The sequence below is a fragment of the Ruegeria sp. ABD4_443 genome (assembly GCF_056160865.1).
On sequence record NZ_JBSWYA010000005.1, the window covers coordinates 211096 to 225034 of the forward strand.

15 protein-coding genes are annotated in these 13939 nt (G+C 61.9%); 9 read left to right on the plus strand and 6 right to left on the minus strand.

Going from position 1 to position 13939, the window contains the following annotated elements; genetic code table 11:
* Positions 1-15: 15 nt before the first annotated feature.
* On the plus strand, positions 16-1443 hold the full coding sequence (locus tag ACXAG8_RS12050; RefSeq protein ID WP_475224945.1) for an FAD-binding oxidoreductase: 1428 nt from the start codon (positions 16-18) through the stop codon (positions 1441-1443).
* A 46-nt stretch (positions 1444-1489) separates the two neighbouring features.
* Here the strand turns inward: ACXAG8_RS12050 and ACXAG8_RS12055 are convergent, their stop codons facing one another.
* Positions 1490-2029 carry an adenine phosphoribosyltransferase gene (locus ACXAG8_RS12055; RefSeq protein WP_475224951.1) on the minus strand — a complete coding sequence of 180 codons (540 nt, stop codon included), beginning with the start codon at positions 2027-2029 and terminating at the stop codon, positions 1490-1492.
* A 322-nt stretch (positions 2030-2351) separates the two neighbouring features.
* Here ACXAG8_RS12055 and ACXAG8_RS12060 point away from each other — a divergent pair, with 322 nt between their 5' ends.
* Positions 2352-2525, plus strand: a complete 174-nt coding sequence (locus ACXAG8_RS12060; RefSeq protein WP_475224959.1) for a hypothetical protein — start codon at positions 2352-2354, stop codon at positions 2523-2525.
* 27 nt (positions 2526-2552) lie between these two features.
* Here the strand turns inward: ACXAG8_RS12060 and ACXAG8_RS12065 are convergent, their stop codons facing one another.
* Together ACXAG8_RS12065 and ACXAG8_RS12070 are read right to left on the minus strand one after the other, a co-directional pair.
* Positions 2553-3182, minus strand: coding sequence for a LysE family translocator (locus ACXAG8_RS12065; RefSeq protein WP_475224964.1), 630 nt, complete (start codon positions 3180-3182; stop codon positions 2553-2555).
* Positions 3183-3253: 71 nt separating this feature from the next.
* Positions 3254-4126, minus strand: coding sequence for an S-methyl-5'-thioadenosine phosphorylase (locus tag ACXAG8_RS12070; protein WP_475224970.1), 873 nt, complete (start codon positions 4124-4126; stop codon positions 3254-3256).
* Positions 4127-4343: 217 nt separating this feature from the next.
* On the opposite strand from ACXAG8_RS12070, the gene ACXAG8_RS12075 reads away from it, so the two are divergent.
* Positions 4344-5978 (plus strand): SulP family inorganic anion transporter, encoded by a 1635-nt coding sequence (locus tag ACXAG8_RS12075; protein WP_475224974.1) that lies wholly within the window; start codon positions 4344-4346, stop codon positions 5976-5978.
* A 30-nt stretch (positions 5979-6008) separates the two neighbouring features.
* On the opposite strand, the gene ACXAG8_RS12080 is transcribed toward ACXAG8_RS12075, so the two are convergent.
* Both ACXAG8_RS12080 and ACXAG8_RS12085 read right to left on the minus strand, forming a co-directional pair.
* On the minus strand, positions 6009-6650 hold the full coding sequence (locus tag ACXAG8_RS12080; protein WP_475224976.1) for a CatB-related O-acetyltransferase: 642 nt from the start codon (positions 6648-6650) through the stop codon (positions 6009-6011).
* Complete coding sequence (locus tag ACXAG8_RS12085) at positions 6650-7255, minus strand: flavin reductase family protein (protein ID WP_475224981.1); 606 nt, start codon at positions 7253-7255, stop codon at positions 6650-6652. Before ACXAG8_RS12085 ends, ACXAG8_RS12080 begins: the two co-directional genes overlap by 1 nt.
* A 66-nt stretch (positions 7256-7321) precedes the next feature.
* Between ACXAG8_RS12085 and ACXAG8_RS12090 the strand changes: the two genes are divergently transcribed.
* From ACXAG8_RS12090 to ACXAG8_RS12105, 4 genes are all read left to right on the plus strand, one after another.
* A complete protein-coding gene (locus ACXAG8_RS12090) occupies positions 7322-7822 on the plus strand; it encodes a GNAT family N-acetyltransferase (protein ID WP_475224984.1) in 501 nt (166 codons plus the stop codon).
* 53 nt (positions 7823-7875) lie between these two features.
* Positions 7876-8625 carry an EcsC family protein gene (locus ACXAG8_RS12095; protein ID WP_475224990.1) on the plus strand — a complete coding sequence of 250 codons (750 nt, stop codon included), beginning with the start codon at positions 7876-7878 and terminating at the stop codon, positions 8623-8625.
* Between the two features lie 139 nt (positions 8626-8764).
* Entirely contained in the window at positions 8765-9226 is a 462-nt protein-coding gene (locus ACXAG8_RS12100; RefSeq protein ID WP_475224993.1) for an NUDIX hydrolase, read from the plus strand.
* A 71-nt stretch (positions 9227-9297) separates the two neighbouring features.
* The gene (locus ACXAG8_RS12105; RefSeq protein ID WP_475225002.1) at positions 9298-9762 is read left to right on the plus strand and encodes a DUF1178 family protein; all 465 of its coding nucleotides are present in this window, start codon (positions 9298-9300) and stop codon (positions 9760-9762) included.
* 72 nt (positions 9763-9834) lie between these two features.
* Here ACXAG8_RS12105 and ACXAG8_RS12110 read toward each other — a convergent pair whose 3' ends face one another.
* Positions 9835-10191 (minus strand): hypothetical protein, encoded by a 357-nt coding sequence (locus ACXAG8_RS12110; protein ID WP_475225009.1) that lies wholly within the window; start codon positions 10189-10191, stop codon positions 9835-9837.
* Between the two features lie 166 nt (positions 10192-10357).
* Between ACXAG8_RS12110 and ACXAG8_RS12115 the strand changes: the two genes are divergently transcribed.
* A complete protein-coding gene (locus ACXAG8_RS12115; protein WP_475225016.1) occupies positions 10358-11596 on the plus strand; it encodes an aspartate kinase in 1239 nt (412 codons plus the stop codon).
* 44 nt (positions 11597-11640) lie between these two features.
* Positions 11641-13884 (plus strand): phosphoenolpyruvate--protein phosphotransferase, encoded by a 2244-nt coding sequence (gene ptsP / locus ACXAG8_RS12120; RefSeq protein ID WP_475225019.1) that lies wholly within the window; start codon positions 11641-11643, stop codon positions 13882-13884.
* Positions 13885-13939 lie beyond the last annotated feature (55 nt).

The following is a 13939-nucleotide window of genomic DNA, read 5'->3' on the forward strand; positions in this document are numbered from 1 at the left end:
GGCAAGGACTAGACCATGACATTGAATTCCGCCGACGAAAGCCTGGCCCAACGCATTCGGGCCCAGTTGGGCGACGCGCTGCTGCGCCCGGTCGCGCCGCGATACCTGGAAGAACCGCGTGGGCGGTTCCTGGGGCGCGCGGGCTTGCTTGCGCTGCCCCGTTCCGCAGAGCAGGTCGCCGGGTTGGTGCGGCTTGCGGTGGCTGCGCGGGTGCCGGTTGTCCCCTATGGCGGGGGCACGGGGCTGGTTGCGGGGCAGGTCATGCCGACCGGCCCGGCGCCGCTGGTGATCTCGCTTGAGCGGATGACGGCCATCCGAACAGTTCTGCCGGCTGAAGACGTTCTGGTCGCAGAAGCAGGCGCGATTTTGTCGAACGTGCAGGACGCAGCGGATGCGGCGGGTCGCCTGTTCCCGCTGTCGCTGGCGGCGGAAGGGTCCTGCAGGATTGGGGGCAACCTGTCCACCAATGCCGGTGGCGTCAATGTCCTGCGCTATGGCAACGCGCGCGATTTGTGTCTGGGGTTGGAGGCGGTTCTGCCGACAGGCGAGATCTGGCACGGGCTGTCCCGGCTGCGCAAGGACAACACAGGCTATGACCTGCGAAACCTGCTGATCGGTGCCGAAGGAACGCTTGGGGTTATCACCGCCGCTGCGCTGAAACTGTTTCCCAGACCGGCGGGCGTTGCGACGGCAATGTTCCAGGTCGGCTCGGTCCAGGATGCGATTGACCTGTTGGCCCTGGCGCGCGACCAGGTGGGCAACGATGTCAGCGCCTTTGAACTGATCCACCGGCAGGGGTTCGATTTCCTGGCCGAAACCCTGCCGGAATTGCGCCGACCCTTTGTCGTGGCGCCTGAGTGGTGCGTATTGGTCGAGCTTGGCCTGTCGGCGGGTCGGGACCCGGTCGCGGCGCTGGAGGAATTGTTTCAGGCCGCCGCACCAAGGGGTTTGGTCAGTGACGGCGTGATTGCGCAAAACAACGCACAGCGCGCCGAACTATGGGCCGTGCGCGAGCGTATTCCCGAGGCAAACCGCCTGATCGGGTCAATCTCAAGCCACGATATTTCGGTTCCGATCTCGGCAATCCCCGATTTCGTTCGGCGCGGGGCAGAGGTTATCGGCACGCTTGGGGCCTTTCGCATCAACTGTTTTGGCCATCTGGGTGATGGGAACCTGCATTACAACATCTTTCCGCCCCGCGGCCGGGACCGGAGCGACTTTGACGGGGACCGCGACGGGATCAAACGCGCCGTTCATGACCTTGTACGGGAATTCGACGGGTCAATCTCGGCCGAGCACGGGATTGGCCGGCTGAAAACCGGCGACCTGATACGATATGGTGATCCGGCCAAGCTGATGGCCATGCGGGCAATCAAGGCGGCGCTGGACCCGAGCGGGATCATGAACCCGGGCGCTGTTCTTGCGTCCGAGGCACAGGACTGACCCGCGCACCGGACTGTTGTTCAGGCGTGGCGGGCGTTTGTGCCGGTCACAGCCCTTCGAACGCGCACAGGACTTGCACATCCATGCCAAGGTCTTCCAGGACCTTGCGCCCCCCCAGGTCGGGCAGGTCGATGATGAATGAGCAGGACACGATCTCGCCCCCCAGACGTTCGATCAGCTTGATCCCGGCCGCCGCTGTGCCGCCGGTTGCCAGCAGGTCGTCCACGACCAGGATCTTTTCGCCGGGTTGAATGGCGTCGTCGTGGATTTCGACAATCGCCTCGCCATATTCCAGCTTGTAATCCTGGCTGATGGTGGTGCCGGGCAGCTTGCCCTTTTTGCGGATCGGAACAAATCCAACGCTGAGTTGATGCGCGATTGCGCCGCCCAGGATAAAGCCGCGCGCCTCGAGGCCGACAACCTTGTCGATCCGTTCTCCGGCATAGGGGTGCAGCATCTGGTCGATGGCCATGCGAAACCCGCGCGGGTCGGCGAACAGGGTTGTGACATCCCTGAACATGATGCCTTCGTGGGGAAAGTCGACAATTGTGCGGATATAGTCCTTGACTGACCTGCTTTTGGACATGCGCCAACCCTTTTGCGTCAAAACACGCGGGTATTTGGCCCATCGCGGTCAGTCATGCAAGGACAGTTTCCCGAATGGGGTCAACTGCGGTGCTTGGAGATCACATTGGGAAGACCATAGTACCGGTACAGCGCAACAGGCAGCCAAGACAGGTGCGGCTTTCGCCAGTTGCGTTGATCTTGCAAAAGAAATGCCTGTGCTACATTGAGATTCATTGCCAAACTCCAATTTTTATTGTTAGGTGCCCAATATCTACAACCTCTATGCTATGTATATACAATGCATCGCGAATAGAATCAAGTAGCAGATAGGGTTTAGGCGCGTGGCGAAAAAAGACGGCAAGGGTTCCACCAAGAAAAACAGCCAGTTGGTCTTGCGTCTGGACAAGGATGAACGCGATGCGTTTGTCGAACTGTGCAAGGAACTGGACACATCGGCCGCGCGTGAAATCCGGCGCTTTATCCGTCAGTTCATGAAAGAAAACGCCGACAGCTGATGCGCTGATCGTGCTGGCGCGGCGCGATCAGGCCGGGCGGCGCAGGATCGCGGTTGCAATGCCCATTCCAACCAGCGTCACTCCACCGCATCGGGTCAGCGCCGTAATTACTGCGGGGCGGCCAACCGTCTGACGCAGGCGGTCGGCAAGCACGGCATAGGCCAGCGCGTTCAGCCAGGCCAACCCGACGAAAGTTGCGATGAGAATGGCAAATTGCGGGCCCAACGGGTCGTTTGGGCGCAGGAACTGCGGAACGAAGGCTATGAAAAACGCGATGGATTTCGGGTTCAGGGCCGTCACGGCTGCGGCGTGGCCGAAAACGCTGCGGGCGGTGACGCTGCCGCCGGTTGCGACGGTATCAAGACCGCCTGACGGTGCGCTGCGCAGCAGCTTGATCCCCAGCCATACCAAGTAAGCCGCGCCAACCCATTTGAGAACGGAAAAGACCGTGGCCGACGCCAGGACCAGCGCCCCCAGACCCAAAAGCGATGCGGTCATCGCGATCAGGTCCCCCAGCGCGACCCCGGACGCGGACGCAACCGCAACGCTGCGGCCTTTTGAAAGCGCATAGCTCAGCACCAAAAGAACGGTCGGCCCGGGGATAAGCAGCAATGCGGTGGATGCCGCAACAAAGGCCAGCCAAAGGTTCAGTTCCATCGCGCGCTCTCCTGTCACTTTGCCGCAGCAAGCCCCGGTTTGATGCCCCGGTCAAGCCGTTTTCGACGTGTTCAGAGGATACGCCCCGCCACCGCATCAAGCTTGGCCAAAAGGGCCGGATCGCGTTTTTCGGGTGCGGTCAGGATGGCGTATTCCAGCGCGCGGTCGCAGCCATGCGGGCAGGGCGCGCGGTCCGTGCCCAACAAGGCGGGCAGACCCTTGACCAGCGCCCGGCCTTTTTCCGCGTTGCCCGTCAGCGTGGCGATGATGGCGGTTACATCAACCTCTCCGTGATCTGGGTGCCAGCTGTCGTAATCGGTGACCATGGCAATCGAGGCATAGCAAAGCTCGGCCTCGCGGGCCAGTTTCGCCTCGGGCATGTTGGTCATGCCGATCACGTCACAGCCCCATTGCTCGCGATACATCCTGGATTCCGCCAGCGAAGAAAACTGCGGCCCCTCCATCGCCAGATAGGTGCCGCCGCGATGGATGGTGATGCCTGCGGCCTTGCCTGCGGTTTCACAGGCGTCCGACAGGCGCGGGCAGGTGGGGTGGGCGACGCTGACATGCGCCACGCATCCGGTTCCGAAAAAGCTTTTTTCGCGGGCGAATGTCCGGTCGATGAACTGATCGACGATTACGAAGTCACCCGGCGCCATCTGTTCGCGGAACGATCCGCAGGCCGAAACCGAGATCACATCCGTCACGCCCAGACGTTTCAGCGCGTCTATGTTGGCGCGATAGGGGACCTCGGTCGGCGAATGCACATGGCCGCGCCCGTGACGCGGCAGAAACGCCATTTCAACGCCGTCCAGCGATCCGGTCAGAACCTGGTCCGAGGGCGCCCCCCATGGCGTGTCCACCGAAACCCATTGCGCATTTTCCAGACCGTCAATGTCATAAATGCCCGATCCTCCGATAACGGCGATTTTTGTTTGGGTCACGGCGGCTCTCCGGTGATTGTTCCTGTTGTCCGATTTCTGCGGGCCACGGGGATATTTGACAAGTGGGTTCAACGGTTTGTGTGTCGATCCTTTGCCCTGTGGCCATAAGCTATGCGTCTGGCGCATATCTGGTTCCCGGTTAGCGCTGTACCCAGCGGGCGGTTTGACCGTTAAAAGGCCCCTTTCGCGCGAACATATCAGACCGACAGGACGTCCAATGCCCCGAGCCTTGCTGGCAAGCTTTGCCAAACGCCTAGCCATACCCGATCTGCGCTGGATGCCGGACGAGGGGCTGACCGCCTCGCGTTTGCGGATCGAGCTGCTGTCGGGCCTGACCGTCGCCCTGGCCCTGGTGCCCGAAGCCGTGGCCTTTGCCTTTGTGGCCGGGGTGCATCCGCTGGTCGGGCTATACGCTGCGTTCCTGGTCGGTCTGATCACGGCGCTTATCGGCGGACGTCCGGGCATGATTTCGGGCGCAACGGGCGCTTTGGCCGTGGTCATGGTGGCGCTGGTGGCGCAACACGGGGTCGAGTACCTGTTTGCGACGGTGGTCCTGATGGGGATCATGCAGATCATTGCCGGTGCGATGCACTGGGGCCGGTTCATCCGTCTTGTGCCGCATCCGGTGATGCTGGGCTTTGTGAACGGTCTGGCGATCGTGATCTTTCTGGCCCAGATGGGCCAGTTCAAGGTGCCCGGCACCATGGAAAACACCGGCCACGGCATGAGCGGGGGCGAATGGCTTTCGGGCATGCAGCTTTATACCATGCTGGGCCTCGTGGCGCTGACCATGGCGGTGATCTGGGTCATGCCGCGCATCACCCGCATCATCCCCGCGCCTCTGGCCGGGATCGTCGTCGTCGCCGCGCTGGTCATCGGTATCGGGCTGGACGTGCCGCGGGTCGGCGATCTGGCCTCGATCGAGGGCGGCCTGCCCATGTTCCACATTCCGATGGTGCCGCTGAACTGGGAAACCTTCGAGATCATCCTGCCCTATGCGCTGATCCTTGCGGCCATCGGCCTGATCGAATCCCTGCTGACCCTGAACCTTGTGGGTGAGATCACCGGCAAACGCGGCGGCGCCTCGCAGGAATGCATCGCGCAAGGCACCGCCAACGTGGTCACCGGGTTCTTTGGCGGCATGGGCGGTTGTGCGATGATCGGCCAGTCGATGATCAACGTGAAATCCGGCGGCCGTACCCGCATCGCGGGCATCGCGGCGGCGCTGTTTCTGCTGCTCTTCATCCTTGTGGGCTCACCCCTGATTGAACAGATCCCGCTGGCCGCGCTTGTGGGCGTGATGTTCATGGTGGTGATCGGCACCTTTGCCTGGAACTCGCTGAACATCCTGCGCAAGGTCCCCATGACCGACGCATTCGTCATCGTGCTGGTAACGGTCGTGACCGTGATGGAAGACCTGGCTGTGGCGGTTGTCGTGGGCGTGATCGTCTCGGCGCTGGCCTATGCCTGGAACAACGCCAAACGCATCCACGCAATCACGCGCGATTCAGAAACCGAAGAAGGCGCCAAGGTCTACGAGGTCAAAGGCCCGCTGTTCTTTGGCTCATCCGAAGGTTTCGTGGAACTGTTCGATGTTGCAAACGATCCGCAGACCGTGATCGTCGATTTCGCCGACAGCCGCGTCGTCGACCAATCCGCCCTTCAGGCCATCGAGAACATTGCCGGGAAATACGAGGCCGCAGGCAAGCGCGTCATGCTACGCCACCTCAGCCGCGATTGTCACAAGCTGCTGACCAAAGCAGGTCACCTGATGGTCGACAGTGACGACGACCCCGATTACGCGCTGGCGGTGGATTATTCGGTCCGTACCGGAATTCTGGGCGGGCACTGAACGGAAAAAGGCGGCCAGACAGGCCGCCTTTTATTTTGGCGCAACGCGTTCCAGCGCCGCGATATCCCCAGAAACCAGGGCCTGTTCGGCTGTTGCGATCACCTCGGCGGGCCAATCCCACCAGCGCAGCGCCAGCAGCCTGTCGATTATGTCCTGGTCGAACCTGTATCGCCGCAGCTCGGCCGGGTTGCCGGTGACGATGGCATAGGGCGGAACGGTGCCGCGCACCACCGCGCCCGCGCCGATGATCGCGCCGGTCCCGATCCGCGTGCCGGGCAGGATCATGGCGCCATATCCGATCCAGACATCATGTCCGATATGGGTGTCCCTTGTGTCGGGTTGAAACCCGGACATGTTGTCCGGATCGAACACCGCAAACGGAAAACAGGTCAGCCCGTCCATCGCGTGGTTGGCCGAAGACGTAATGAACCGTACCCCATGCGCGATCTGGCAGAACTTTCCCAGCACAAGCTTTTCGCGCGAAAACGGAAACAGATAGGGGGCCAGCCGCGCGGCCCAGTCCTGGGGCGGGTCAAAATCCGAGGCATAGCTGAACGCCCCGACCTCAAAGCGCGGGTGATCGACAGCCTCGGACAGAAAAACGGTGCCCTGATGGGCCGTCCCGTCCGGCAAGGTGATCGGATAGCGGCAACTGGGATCGGGCAGCGGCATCAGTCATCGGGCCTTGTAAGGCTGAACAACTCGGACACCACCGCGTAGTCGCGGTATCCCAGGCGGGCCAGCGGCCTGAACGAGGTGACGTCGAACTTGCCGTCCCTGATGTGATCGTCGTTCAGATGCACGCCCGTCACCTCGCCAAAGACAACGCGATTGGCGTCGCCGGGCAGGGTCACGATCTGCGTCAGCTTGCATTCCAGCGCCGCCGGGGCCCCCGCGACACGGGCACAGTCGATGGTTTCACAGTCAATCGCCGTCAATCCGGCATGCTCGAACTCGTCAACATGCTTGTCCAGCCCGGCGGAACTGGCATTCATCGCGTCGCGATGGTCATGGGCCACCACATTGACGCAGAACACCCCGGTTGCCTCGATATTGGCGATGCTGTCCTTGCCGCGGTCCTGATCCTGTTTTGTCCCGGTCGAGGCGAACATGACCTGCGGCGGTGTGTAGGCTACGCCGTTGAAGAACGAATAGGGCGCCAGGTTGTTGACCCCATGCGCATCCCGCGATGAAATCCAGCCGATCGGGCGGGGGGTAATGATTGCATTGAACGGGTTATGCGGCAATCCATGGCCGTCTTGGGGGCGATAGAACATCTGGTCTCCATGCGTTTGCCCAAGGCGTAGCGAAGTGCTAGGGCGATTGCCAGCGATGAAATGGGGATGCAGGTGCAGCAGTTCACGATCAGGCCCGAGCAGCCGGGCGACTGGTGGGAGGTCGAAGCCCTCTATGACCTGTGCTTTGCACCGGGTCGCGAGGCGCTGTCGTCCTACAGGCTGCGCGACGCGGTCGATCCGCTGCAGGACCTGTCGCTGGTGGCCCGTGATCCGCAGGGCATCCTGGCCGGGGCGATCCGCTTTTGGCCGGTCCATGTGGGCGCGCATGACGCGCTTTTGCTGGGGCCGGTTGCCGTGCACCCGACCCATCAGGGCGAGGGGCTTGGCGGTTTCCTGATCCATGAGGGGGTCGAGGTCGGCAGCGCCATGGGCTGGAGACGGGTTCTGCTGGTCGGCGACGCGCCTTATTATGCGCGGTTCGGGTTCTCTCGGTTGCGGGGCGTGGACATGCCGCCTCCGACCAATCCAGACCGCGTATTGGGCCGCGAACTGGTGCCGGGCGGGTGGGCCGGGGTTTCCGGGCCCGTTGCGCCTTGGCGCCGCTGATCTATTGAAATCGCTCTGAAAGGCACCAATCTTTGTCTTTCAGGAGGGCACGGATGCAGGACGTTGTTCTGATCGACAAGGTCGACCCCGAGGCAGAGCTTGACCGCCTGGCCGATCACTATCGGTCGGCGGGCGGTGCGGGCGTGAAATTGCTCAACCGCCTGGGCGGGTCCGCAGAATCCCTGTTGGATCAATTGCCGGACCCTGTTCGTCACGGCCTGACGGGCGCGACGGAACAGGCGCTGCGGGCCGCGATGGTCGCGGCACAGGGGTCAAGGCGCGCGGTCCCGGATCAGCAGCCCTGGGTCAATACCGCAATTGCAACGGCGATGGGCGCGGCCGGGGGCGCGGGTGGTCTTTCGACGGCGCTTGTGGAACTGCCGGCAACAACCGCGATGCTGCTGCGCGCGATTCAGGGCGTTGCGGCAAGCGAAGGGTTCGACCCCGCGTCCGAGAATGTGAAATTCGATTCAATCCGGGTCCTGTCAGCAGCCGGTCCCATGTCCGAGGATGACGGGGCCGATCTGGGCTTTTATTCGGTGCGCCTGACCTTGACGGGTCCGGCGATGCAGAAACTGATTGCCGCCGTGGCCCCGCGTTTATCCGTTGTCCTGGGGCAGAAACTGGCCGCGCAGTCCCTGCCGGTTCTGGGCGCCCTGGCCGGTGGCGGCACCAATTTCGTCTATTCCCGCTATTACCAGCAGATCGCGCGCGTCCATTTCGGGCTTCGGCGCCTGGCAATCGACGCCGACATCCCGCATCCCGAACTGGTGCAGCGTCTTTCGCATCGCATGGCCGTCTGACCGGTCACCACCCAATTCCTGGTGAAAATTTTGCCTCAGCCACATCATGTGGTATGTATAGGGGCGGGCGGCGAAGCAGATCAACAAAGAATGGCCCGCAGCCAGGGGCGGAAATGCGCCCGAACGATGGGGCAGGGCAATGGGCATAAGGGCGACGCAGGAAACGACCTATAAGGGAACGCGCTGCAGCGTTGCACAGCAAGCCGCGGCATTGTGTTACCGGACCGAACGCGGCAAGACCGAGGTCTTGTTGATCACCACACGCGGGTCCGGCCGCTGGATCATCCCGAAAGGCTGGCCCATCGCGGGGCTGACCTCGGCGCAATCGGCAGCGCAAGAGGCCTGGGAAGAGGCCGGGGTCAAAGGCGCTTGTGCGCCGGACTGTCTGGGGCAGTTCACCTATTTCAAGCACGAATCGGGGATGCAGCCCTTGCTGTGCCTGGTTGATGTGTTTCCGCTGAGGGTCCAGACCATTCATGCCGAATACCCCGAATGCGTCGCCCGAAAACGCAGATGGTTTGCGCCTAAAAAGGCGTCTTTGCGGGTTTCTGATCCCGAACTTTCCTCAGTTTTGCGGAATTTCGGGTCCCTGCGTCACTGACCACGGGTTGAGGGGCTTGCCAATGGCCTGTTGGTCAGTATCTATTCAGCAGCGACTTTTTTAGGCGAAACATGATTCAGTACGCTCTTAAATGCAGTAACGGCCACAGTTTCGACAGCTGGTTTCAATCTGCGGCAGCCTTTGACAAACTGTCCGCCGCCGGCATGGTGACATGCGCGGTCTGCGGGTGCGGCGATGTCGAAAAGGCGATCATGACACCGCGGGTGCGGTCGGCGCGCCGATCCGACGACGTGGATGCCCCCGAACAGCCGAAAACCGAAGCCGGTGGTGACATCAGCGTCGCCACGCCATCGCCCGATGTCGCCAAGGTGTTGACCGAACTGCGCCGCCGGGTCGAAGAGAATTCCGATTACGTCGGAAAGAATTTTGCGGATGAAGCGCGCAGGATTCACCTGGGCGACGCGCCCGAACGTGCGATCTATGGCGAGGCAAAGCCGGATGAGGCCAAGGCGCTGATCGAGGATGGCATCCCCGTTGCGCCGCTGCCGTTTGTTCCCAGCCGCAAGACCAACTGACCGGCCGCAGGGCGCTGGCCGTGGCCGGTGCAACGCGGGCTGTGTCCGGCCCGCGTCGGGTTTTCTGCGGCTTTATTGCGGGTTTAGCGCGGCTTTGGGAATCTCGTAGACCTCGCCGGGTTCGATGAAGATGATCAGGATGTCGTGGCGTGTTTCATAGGTCAGTTTCGAGGCCGAACTGCTGGATGTCGGAACACCGTCCGTAAAATAGATATTCCTGACATCGCCCGTGTTCAGCAACACGGCCAGCGTGACCGACCCGTCATCCTTGCGGCGCAGCTCGGCCTTGCAGTTTTCCAGCGGTTGCCCGGCAATGGCCGCACAGGGAACCGTTCCCAGGGCGTTTTTGCCGTCGGTCCCGGACAGGGTGGCAACCTGGGCCAGCGCCGGGGTGGACAGAAGGCTGAGGGCTAAGACGTAACGGAGCATGGCAATCCTTTTGGCGGCAATGGTTTTGTGCACGCTGACACTGCGGGGCTGCGTTGTAAACCCGCCCCTGTCGGGGCCGCGATGATCTTTGCAGCCTTGCCCTCTGGCCCCCCCTCGCATATGAGGCACCCAACCGGAATTCCAAGGCGCGGAGACACTTGCCCCCATGCCCGTACTCGTGATGAAATTCGGCGGAACATCCGTCGCAAACCTGGACCGCATCCGCCGTGTTGCCAAGCGCATCGGTGTCGAGGTGGCAAAAGGCTATGACGTGATCGTCATCGTTTCCGCCATGTCCGGCAAGACCAATGAACTGGTTGGCTGGGTCGACGAAATCTCGCCTCTGTATGACGCCCGCGAATATGATGCGGTCGTGTCGTCGGGGGAAAACGTCACCGCCGGGCTGATGGCGCTGACCCTGCAGGAAATGGATATCCCGGCGCGCAGCTGGCAGGGCTGGCAGGTGCCGCTGATTACCAATGGCGCGCATTCGGCGGCCCGGATCGAAGAGATCCCGCCCGAGAACATCACCCAGAAATTCGATGAGGGAATGCGCGTGGCCGTTGTTGCGGGGTTTCAGGGCATCAGCCCCGAAGGCCGCATCACCACGCTGGGCCGGGGCGGTTCGGACACCACTGCCGTGGCCTTTGCTGCCGCCTTTGGCGCCGAGCGGTGCGATATCTATACCGATGTGGACGGCGTCTATACCACCGACCCGCGCATCTGTGAAAAGGCGCGCAAGCTGGACCGCATCTCGTTCGAGGAAATGCTCGAACTGGCCTCGCTTGGGGCCAAGGTGCTGCAGACCCGCTCGGTCGAACTGGCGATGCGCTACAAGGTGAAACTGCGCGTTCTCTCAAGCTTTGAAGAACAATCCGACGAGGCCGGTACGCTGGTCTGCGATGAGGAGGATATCATGGAATCCAATGTTGTGGCCGGTGTGGCCTATTCCCGCGACGAAGCCAAGATGACCGTCGTTTCCGTGGCCGACCGCCCCGGTATCGCCTCGATCATCTTTACCGCGCTCAGCGACGAGGGTGTGAATGTCGACATGATCGTCCAGAACATCTCGGACGAAGGGCGCACCGACATGACGTTCTCTTGCCCCACAAACCAGGTTGCACGGGCCGAACAGGCGCTGCTGGCGATCAAGGAAAAGGGCGAGCTGAACTATGCCGAACTGGTGGCCGACGAAGATGTCTGCAAGGTTTCGGTCGTCGGCATCGGGATGCGCTCGCAATCAGGTGTTGCGGCAAAGATGTTCAAGGTGCTTTCGGACGAAGGGATCAACATCAAGGTGATCACAACCTCCGAGATCAAAATTTCGGTCCTGATGGACAGGAAATACATGGAACTTGCGGTTCAGGCACTGCATGATGCATTTGAACTGGACAAGGCGGCCTGAGCATTTCGGCCAAGGGGCGCCTGACACCTTAACCTGGTTGGGCCATGGCGGACGGCACCGAAACAGAATCCCGCAAGCTGCTTGGGCGGTTGCGCGAAGAGATGGCGAGCGAAGCCGCCGGTCAGGAACGCCTTGACCGGATCACGCACCTGATTGCCGACAGCATCCGGTGCGAGGTGTGCTCGATCTATCTGTTCCGGGACGAAGAAACGCTGGAACTTTGCGCGACAGAGGGCCTGTCGCCTGAATCCGTTCACAAAACCCGTATGCGCATGGGCGAAGGGCTGGTGGGCCGTGTCGCCAAAACCGGCGAGGTTGTAAACGCCGCCGATGCCCCCTCGGCCAAAGGGTTCCGTTACATGCCCGAAACGGGCGAGGAACGCTTTTCCTCGTTCCTGGGTGTGCCGGTGCAAAGGCTGGGCGAAAAACTGGGTGTTCTGGTCGTCCAGTCCCGCGAGGCGCGCGAATTCTCGGCGGACGAGGTCTATGCGCTGGAAGTGGTCGCGATGGTTCTGGCCGAGATGGCGGAACTGGGCGCGTTTGTCGGCGAAGGCGCGGCATTATCGCCGCTGCACCAGCAATCGGTCCTTTTGCGGGGCGGGCAGGCGCAGGAAGGCTCCGCCGAAGGGCATGTCTGGCTGCACGAGCCGCGCGTCGTCGTGACGAACCCCATCGCCGAAGACCCCCATCGCGAACTCCAGCGCCTGACCGAGGCGGTCGAAGAGCTGCGGGTCGGTGTCGACAAGATGCTGGAAATATCCAAGGACGGGGATAACGAACAACTCCAGGTCCTAGAAGCCTATCGCATGTTTGCCAATTCCAAGGGCTGGATGCGGCGCATGGAAGAAGACATCTCTCGCGGTCTCAGCGCCGAAGCGGCGGTCGAGAAAGAGCAATCGCAGGCGCGTGCCCGAATGGGGCAGGTGACGGACAGCTATCTGCGCGAACGTCTGGCCGATCTGGATGACCTCAGCAACAGATTGCTGCGCATTCTGACGGGGCAGGGCAATAACGGCGAAGCCGATCTGCCGCCTGATCCGATCTTGATTGCCCGCAATATCGGGCCGGGTGATCTTTTGGAATATGGCAGGTCGCTCAAGGGGATCGTGCTCGAGGAAGGGTCCGTCGGCAGCCATGCCACCATCGTGGCCCGCGCCCTGGCTATTCCGCTGGTCGTCCATGTGGGCCGCATCACCACCGAGGCGCTGAACGGCGACCACATCCTGGTCGACGGGGATCAGGGGATCGTGCATCTGCGCCCGGAAGACCAGGTTGTCAGCGCCTTCCGCGACAAGATCGCCATGCAGGCCAAGGCGCAGGAACGCTACGCGTCGATCCGCGAAACGCCGACCGTCACGCAGGATGGCGCCCGGATCAACTTGGTGATGAATGCCGGGCTGATGGCCGACCTGCCGTCACTGGGTCATTCCGGTGCCGAAGGCGTCGGCCTGTTTCGGACCGAATTGCAGTTCCTGGTTCGCAATCAGATGCCCAAGCGGTCTGAACTGGTGACACAGTACCAGCGGGTTCTGGACGCCGCCCAGGGAAAGCGCGTGGTATTCCGGACGCTGGATATCGGGTCAGACAAGGTGCTGCCCTATATGAAGCACATCGCCGAGCCGAACCCGGCCCTGGGCTGGCGCGCCATTCGCGTCGGTCTGGACAAGCGGGGCGTGATGCGCATGCAGCTTCAGGCGCTGATCCGCGCCGCAAATGGCCGCCCGTTAAGCCTTATGTTCCCGTTCGTGGCGCAGGCGGATGAATACCGCGACGCCCGCTGGGAGGTGAACAAAACCATCGAGCGGGAAAAACGGCTGGGCCATGCGCTGCCCGAAACGCTTGAGGTCGGCGCGATGCTGGAAACGCCGTCGCTTGCCTTTTCGCCGCAAAAGTTCTTTGACGAGGTCGATTTCATTTCGATCGGCGGCAATGACCTGAAACAGTTTTTCTTTGCCGCCGACCGGGAAAACGAACTGGTGCGCCGCCGCTACGATACGTTGAATGTCAGCTTTCTCAGCCTGATCGAGCGGATCGTCGAGCGATGCGGCATCTCGGATACTCCGGTCAGTTTCTGCGGCGAAGATGCCGGCCGCCCGGTCGAGGCCCTGTGCTTGGCGGCAATGGGAATTCGTACCTTGTCGATGCGCCCCGCGTCGATCGGGCCGGTCAAGAGCTTGCTTTTGCGTTCAAATCTGCAGGACGTCCGCAAGATCATCGCCGATGCGCGTCACCGGGGCGAACAATCGGTCCGGCCTGCGGTTATGGATTGGCTGAACAATCAGACCTGATCGGCCGGGCGCACAGGTGGCGGATAACGCAAATCCGTGCTTGATTTTCTGGCCG